General features: G+C 35.0%; 4 protein-coding genes and 1 pseudogene. All 5 read left to right on the plus strand.

Annotated features, from left to right (window positions below):
• Window positions 1-866: pseudogene (locus ACLUJM_RS10675) on the plus strand (Rib/alpha-like domain-containing protein); the annotation flags it as partial.
• Between the two features lie 190 nt (window positions 867-1,056).
• Complete coding sequence (locus ACLUJM_RS10680; protein WP_002297337.1) at window positions 1,057-2,400, plus strand: FAD/NAD(P)-binding oxidoreductase; 1,344 nt, start codon at window positions 1,057-1,059, stop codon at window positions 2,398-2,400.
• A gap of 150 nt (window positions 2,401-2,550) precedes the next feature.
• The gene (locus ACLUJM_RS10685; protein WP_412412799.1) at window positions 2,551-3,963 is read left to right on the plus strand and encodes a glucosaminidase domain-containing protein; all 1,413 of its coding nucleotides are present in this window, start codon (window positions 2,551-2,553) and stop codon (window positions 3,961-3,963) included.
• A 348-nt stretch (window positions 3,964-4,311) separates the two neighbouring features.
• Window positions 4,312-4,944, plus strand: coding sequence for a hypothetical protein (locus ACLUJM_RS10690; protein ID WP_002297340.1), 633 nt, complete (start codon window positions 4,312-4,314; stop codon window positions 4,942-4,944).
• 587 nt (window positions 4,945-5,531) lie between these two features.
• The coding region (locus ACLUJM_RS10695; RefSeq protein ID WP_412412800.1) for an MFS transporter at window positions 5,532-6,952 on the plus strand (1,421 nt) is incomplete at its 3' end.

A 6,952-nucleotide genomic window follows, 5' to 3' on the forward strand; every position in this document is an offset into this window, starting at 1 on the left:
CAGTAGAAGGCGAAAAAGTAGAAGTTGGGGGCACAGTAGATCTAACAGATAATGTTACTAACTTGCCAGCGTTACCAGAAGGAACAACAGTAACAGATGTTACTCCCGGCGGTACAATTGATACCAACACACCAGGCAATTATGAAGGTGTCATTGAAGTAACGTATCCAGACGGTACGAAAGATACGGTGAAAGTTCCAGTAGAAGTGACAGACAATCGTTCTAATGCAGATAAATACAATCCTGAAGGACAAAAAGTGACTACAGACTTAAATAAAGAGCCAGATGCATCTGAGGGAATTAAGAACAAAGAAGATCTACCAAAAGGAACTACTTATACTTGGAAAGAAAAAGTAGATGTTAGTACAGCTGGAAACAAAAAAGGTACTGTAGTAGTAACATATCCAGATGGATCTAAAGAAGAAGTAGAAGTTACTATTTCTGTAGTAGATAAAAAAGCACCGAATAAACCTCAAGTTGATCCTATTACAGAGGGTGACCAAATTGTTACTGGTAAAACTGAACCAAATGCAGAGGTGACAGTTACATTACCAGACGGAAGTCAACACCATGGGACAGCTGATAAAAATGGTAATTTTACAGTTAAAGTTCCTAAATTAGAGGCAGGGACAAAAGTGATAGTAACTGCAACTGATGAATCTGGTAATACTAGTGAACCTACTAATGTAGTTGTTTCTTCCAACAAAAAAGACAGTGGAAAAAACGGTAGTAAAGGTAGTAAGACTGACAATCAAGGTAGCAACAGCAATCAAGACAAAAATAGAGGCAAAAGCCAGTCCTCAAAAGTTTTTCCTAAGACGGGAGAGAGTGACAGTAATATCTTTACTATTAGCGGTGGTTTAATACTGTTAGGAACGTTAGGATTATTAGGGTATAAAAATCGAAAAAAAGAGAATGAATAGAAAATCAATTTCTTAAGTCTTCTCTGAGAAGAGGAAGAATCTTTTTCTTCCTCTTTTTGCTTTTTTATGATGGGAAATAAGTGTTAGTTAAAGATGAATATACTTTTTATAGAAAGGAAAAGAATGTAATTAAGTGGAAAAAATAGTAATTATTGGTTCAAACCATTCAGGGCTAGCCGCAGCTCGATTTCTAAACTTAAGCGATTCAAATTATGAAGTTATTCTAATCGATAAAAAATCAGAAATTAGTTACTTGGAATGTGGGACATCGTTATTTATAAAAGGAGAAGTAAGTAATTTAGAAGATCTTTTTTATCAAAATAGAATGACACTAAATTCTGAGATAAAAAAGTTATTTCTAGAGACAGAAGTTGACAAAATTGATATTCAAAATAAAAAGATTAGTTGTGTAAAAAAAGATGGTACAAGATTCTCTCAAGAATATGACAAAGTTATATTAGCTACAGGTTCAAAGCAAATTATGCTAGATATACCGGGGAATAATTTAGCTAATATTTTTTCGATAAAGAATTTTCCAAATGCAAAAGAGATTTTTAAAGCTTTGGATGATAGTACTATTAAAAAAGTAGGAATTATTGGAGCAGGATATATTGGAGTTGAAATTGCTGAAGCCATAAGAAAAAGAGGGAAAGAAGTATATCTTTTCGATGTTGCAGATAGAGTGTTGTCGACTTATTACGACCGTAGTTTTTCAGATAAAGTTGAAGAAATACTATCAAAAAATGGAATACATCTTTGTCTATCAGAAAGTCCTAAAAAATATTTAGGAAGAAAAAAGATTGAAAAAATAGTCACTACAAGTGGTACCCAATACTCTATGGATATGGTCGTACAAGCTATAGGATTTCTATCTAATAGTCCAATTGGGGAAAAGGAACTCTTGAGAGATGTTAGTGGAGCATATCTAACTAATGAATACCAGCAAACAAATATAAAAGATATATATGCTATTGGGGATTGTGCTACAACTTTTTTTACGTCCATTAATAGAAGTAGTGTTGATTTTTCTATTTCTAATGCTCTAAGAACAGCTTATATTGCAACTCAACATATTAACAATCAAGATTTTACACCTTCTGGTTCCCAATTTACAAATGGCTTTTCTATATTTAATTACAATTTTTACGCAGCAGGTTTGAATTTAAAAACAGCACGATTATTAAGTGAGTCTATAGATTATATAGAAATAGAAGATTTCATTAGACCTGCTTTTTTGAGAAAAAATAGTCGTGTAAAATTAAGAATTAGCTTTGAAAAAAATACAAAGAGAATAGTAGGTGTACAACTTTGTAGTCAAGAAGATTTATCTGGACTATTATCAATGTTTTCTCTTGCTATAGAAGAACAAATTACATTAGACAAATTGAAAATGTTAGATTATTTATTTCATCCTAGTTTTAGCCAACCCTATAATTTTATTTTAAAGGCAGTAACAGGATTAAACATTGAAACATAATCGTTACTAAATGAAATCAAGAAATATACTGTATTACTCAATTCATTGAAAATATTTATCATAATTTTTAATAGAAAACACTATTAAAGAGAAAAAAGAGAGGTAAATCAAATGAAAAAATCTTTAAAACTTGCATCAGCAGTTATATTAATGTCCCAACTCCTTATAGCAACACCTTTCCATGTGTTGGCAAGCGAAAATTCAACATACAAAATTGCAAAAGAAAGAACCGAGACGACTGAAATGAGTAATTCCGATGTAACAGCAGAGAGTAGTGAACTTTTGACAACTTCATCAAGTGAAAGTAGTACGACTTCAAATGCCGAGTCTTCAACAACTTCATCAAGTGAAAGTAGTACGACTTCAAATGCCGAGTCTTCAACAACTTCATCAAGTGAAAGTAGTACGACTTCAAATGCCGAGTCTTCAACAACTTCGTCAAGTGAAAGTAGTACGATTTCAAGTACCGAATCTTCAACAACTTCAAGTAGTACAAGTGAAATAACTTCTTCGAAAGTGACAAAACCAAACCATATAGAATCTTCAAAAAAGGAAGCGCCAAAAACGGAAGGACAAACAAAAACTTTTTCGACACCACAGCAAATAGAATCAACAGAATCTTTCCAATCACAACCAATACTATCTGGTAATGAAGAAATTCATTTTGACAAAAATGAATCTGTAGAAAATTTTATTATGAAAATTGGTGAGTCTGCGAGAAAAATTGGTCAGAAATATGATTTATATGCTTCTGTTATGATTGCACAAGCGATCTTAGAATCTGCCAGTGGTCAAAGCCAGTTAGCTCAGGCACCGAATTACAATTTATTTGGGATAAAAGGAACTTATAATGGAAACTTTGTCATTATGGTAACAAACGAAGATTTGGGTAATGGAACGCTTTATACGACCCAATCAAAATTTAGAGTGTATGAAAACTATGAGGAAAGCTTTGAAGATTATGCCAAATTATTAACTAAGGGAATTAGTGGAAATAAAGATTTTTATGCAGGAGCATTAAAAGCTAATAGTAAAACATATCGAGAAGCAACTAAATTCCTTACAGGACGGTATGCAACAGATACACAATACTATTTGAAGCTAAATGAATTAATTAAAACCTACGATTTAACCAACTATGATAAAGAAGTTAAAGGTCCACAAATGAGTAAGACTGGATACCAAGTGCCTATTCATAATTATTCAATAACCAGTTTGTTTGGAAATCGTGGAAATGAATTTCACCGAGGACTTGATATGGCAGCTACACAGGGTGAGCCGATTCATGCAGTTAAAGCTGGTAAGGTTGTTAAAGCAGAGTTTCACCACTCTTGGGGAAATTACGTGGTGATACAACACGAAGATGGATCAACCGCGTTATATGCTCACCAGCAACAATACCTAGTAAAAACTGGAGATAATGTTTTGCAAGGACAAATAATTGGCTATGTAGGAAGTACTGGGAATAGTACTGGCCCACACCTTCATTTGGAAATTTGCAAAGATAGTAGTCTTTCTCAGAGCATGTTAGTTGATCCGAAAACCTTATTATTCGGAGACTAAAAAAGGTAATCAATCTGACAAAGTAACAAGAAAATGGTTGGATTCTTAGACCTTTGATCAGGATATTGAGACTGGAATTGATATCTCGATTACGATGGGTTTGACAAATAAAACAAGTCCATTATCGAATATCGAGTGTATTATTGCCGTCTTTATGCTCATATTTTGAGCAGGTTTCACTAGATGAAAACAATTTATCTATCTTGAGGATTTCGTGTACGTATCGTTCAGTCTTGTATTGTAAATTAGTCATAAAATCAGACTAAGAAAAATTGGAAATATTTTTTTCTGATTTATTAAAAGTTAATTGAAATTATATGGTACTTCTTTCTTGGGAGGGTAGGTGCAGTGAAGGAAAGATATGGTCACCTTACTGTTGTTGAGGAGATTACTCATAATGGATATAAAAAATATCGTTGCCTATGTGACTGTGGGAATGAAACGATTGTATATCGATCAAACTTACTATCAGGTAGAACCAAAAGTTGTGGATGTGGAAATTATAAAAATAGGCATAAATATAAAAATTTGACAAATAAAACTTTTGGTAAGTTAGTTGCAATCAAGCCAACTAAACTGCGAAGTGAAGGAACTGTTGTTTGGGAATGTCAATGTCTGTGTGGGAGAAAAAAGTTAGTATCGGCAAAGCGACTTCTAAAAGGTGATGTAAAAAGCTGTGGATGTTTGAAATCAAAAAAGCATCACATTGAAAATAAAAAATTCGGATTACTTACTGCAAAGTATCCTTTGGACAATAACTGTTCATGGAAAACAAAATGGGTTTGTCATTGTGAGTGTGGCAGTATGTGTGAGATAAGTTATAGTAACTTATTTTTTGGACATACTCAAAGTTGTGGATGTTTAAAAAGGCAAGAAACAAGGACATGTGTTGAAGGGACAGTAATAGAGTGTCTAACGTCAAAATTACCGAAAAATAATACAAGTGGTGTTAAGGGAGTTTATCGTTCTAAAGAGAAATAGATTGCGTATATAACTTTAAAAAAAAAGAGGTACTATTTAGGATCGTATGATTCTATTAAGAGTGCAGCTCAAGCTAGAAAAGATGCTGAAAATAAATTGTTTCAACCTTTGATTGACAAATATCGAGGTAATCATTAATTATTGTGGATAATAATTAACAGTGATATATAAACATCTATAATATATTATTCATACTATTGATATTTAGTATAATCCTATGGAATTGAATATCATAGCAATGTATTTGAAAAGCAAATTGGAAAACAAATAGGTGCAACACCATAAATATGAAAAAATTGGGAAAAAGTAGAATGGAAATTTGCTTACGTCTCACGAGATAGCTCACACTATTAATCTGAAGAACAATGAAGTCGACTTTTAGAAATTGCTAGAAGAAAGTAAAGCGAATTATCACTAGTTACTATAGAGTAAGTTCAAATAAAGCATCTCCAACTTACATGGTTACATGAGGATATCAAATCGAAATTACTCAAGCTTCCTATGGCTAGAGTCGCGAGAAGTTGTTGGGCAGTAGACATAGGTTATATTGTTCTTAGCTACACGATCATTAGAAAGGAAATCCTATTATGTATAGTTATCAAGAAGATGCAAAAGTCCAAAAAAATCGCTGGTGGATTTTGATTGCTATATCTATGTTTACCTTCATGTCCACATTGGATGGCAGTATTGTCAATATTGCACTACCTACCATCTCAGATGATATGGGCATACCAATGAATCAAGCGGAATGGGTAGTGTCCGTTTATCTGATGATTGTCTGTTCTTGTTTGTTGCTGTTTGGTAAAATTGGCGATAGCCGTGGGAAAATCAAAGTATTTCGGATTGGTACGCTGATCTTTGTCTTGGGATCGCTGTTGTGTGGGTTCAATCATTCGCTAGGTATTTTATTGTTCGCACGGGTGGTACAAGCCATTGGTGCTAGTATGACTATGGCTACAAATGCCGGAATCATCACGGAAGTCTTTCCCATACATGAACGTGGTCGGGCATTGGGAGCAATAGGTGCGTTTGTTTCATTAGGCTCGATTGCTGGACCAGGTCTTGGCGGCTTGATTTTGTCCCAATTTTCTTGGGCGTACATTTTTTGGATCAATGTACCGGTGGGAATCGTAACGATGTTGATTGCTGAAAAATTCTTACCAAAAGATATCACCATGAGCGGCCATACAATCGATGGAGGGGGCTTTGCTGCCATTGCGGCTACGATTATCAGCTTTTTTGGAGCAATCTTTTTGGGGCAAGAAAGTGGCTTTTTCCATCCAGTCCCCCTTGTACTGTTCGTAATTTCAGTGATTGCCTTTGTCAGCTTTTTAAAAGTTGAAAAGAAAGCAGCCTCTCCATTGATTTCTTTCGGTATTTTTAAGAACAAGATTTTTACCATGAGCTTGATTACAGCCTTGTTGATTTTTTCTTCCAACTTCTTTGTCAATGTAGTGATTCCTTTTTATCTGCAAAATGCTCGCGGGTTGAGTCCTAGCTATGCTGGGCTGTTGATGATGGTCTTTCCTTTGATGATGGTCGTCGGGGCGCCTTTAAGCGGCTACCTGACCGACCGGGTTGGCCCGGAGATTTTGGTATTAGTAGGCTTGGGCTTATTGTCGGTAACCCAGGTCATGTATATGTTTTTGTCAGTGGACTCTCCTTTGTGGCTATACATTGTCGCTACTGCCATCATGGGTGCCGGCAATGCCTTGTTCCAGTCCCCCAATAATACGATGGTTATGAGCTCGGTCACTATCGAAAACTTGGGACTGGCAGGCTCGATGAATTCCTTTGCCCGAAATTTGGGGATGGTCAGCGGGATTTCGCTTTCTACGACGGTCTTATATCAAGCGATGTCTGCTAAGATGGGCCAGCAAGTAACTAACTATATCGCAAATCGGCCGGATGTCTTTTTATATGGAATGAAGATTACCTTTTTAGGCAGCTTTGTTTTGTGTTTTGTTGCCTTTTTCCTGACTATCTGGCGTGTCAAAAAACAAGGAGG

Source organism: Finegoldia sp. (genome assembly GCF_046991905.1).
Lineage (GTDB): Bacteria > Bacillota > Clostridia > Tissierellales > Peptoniphilaceae > Finegoldia.

What these genes read in the sequence shown, in the direction of transcription:
- ACLUJM_RS10685 (WP_412412799.1), top strand. Translation starts at nt 2,551, where the DNA reads ATGTCCCAACTCCTTATAGCAACACCTTTCCATGTGTTGGCAAGCGAA.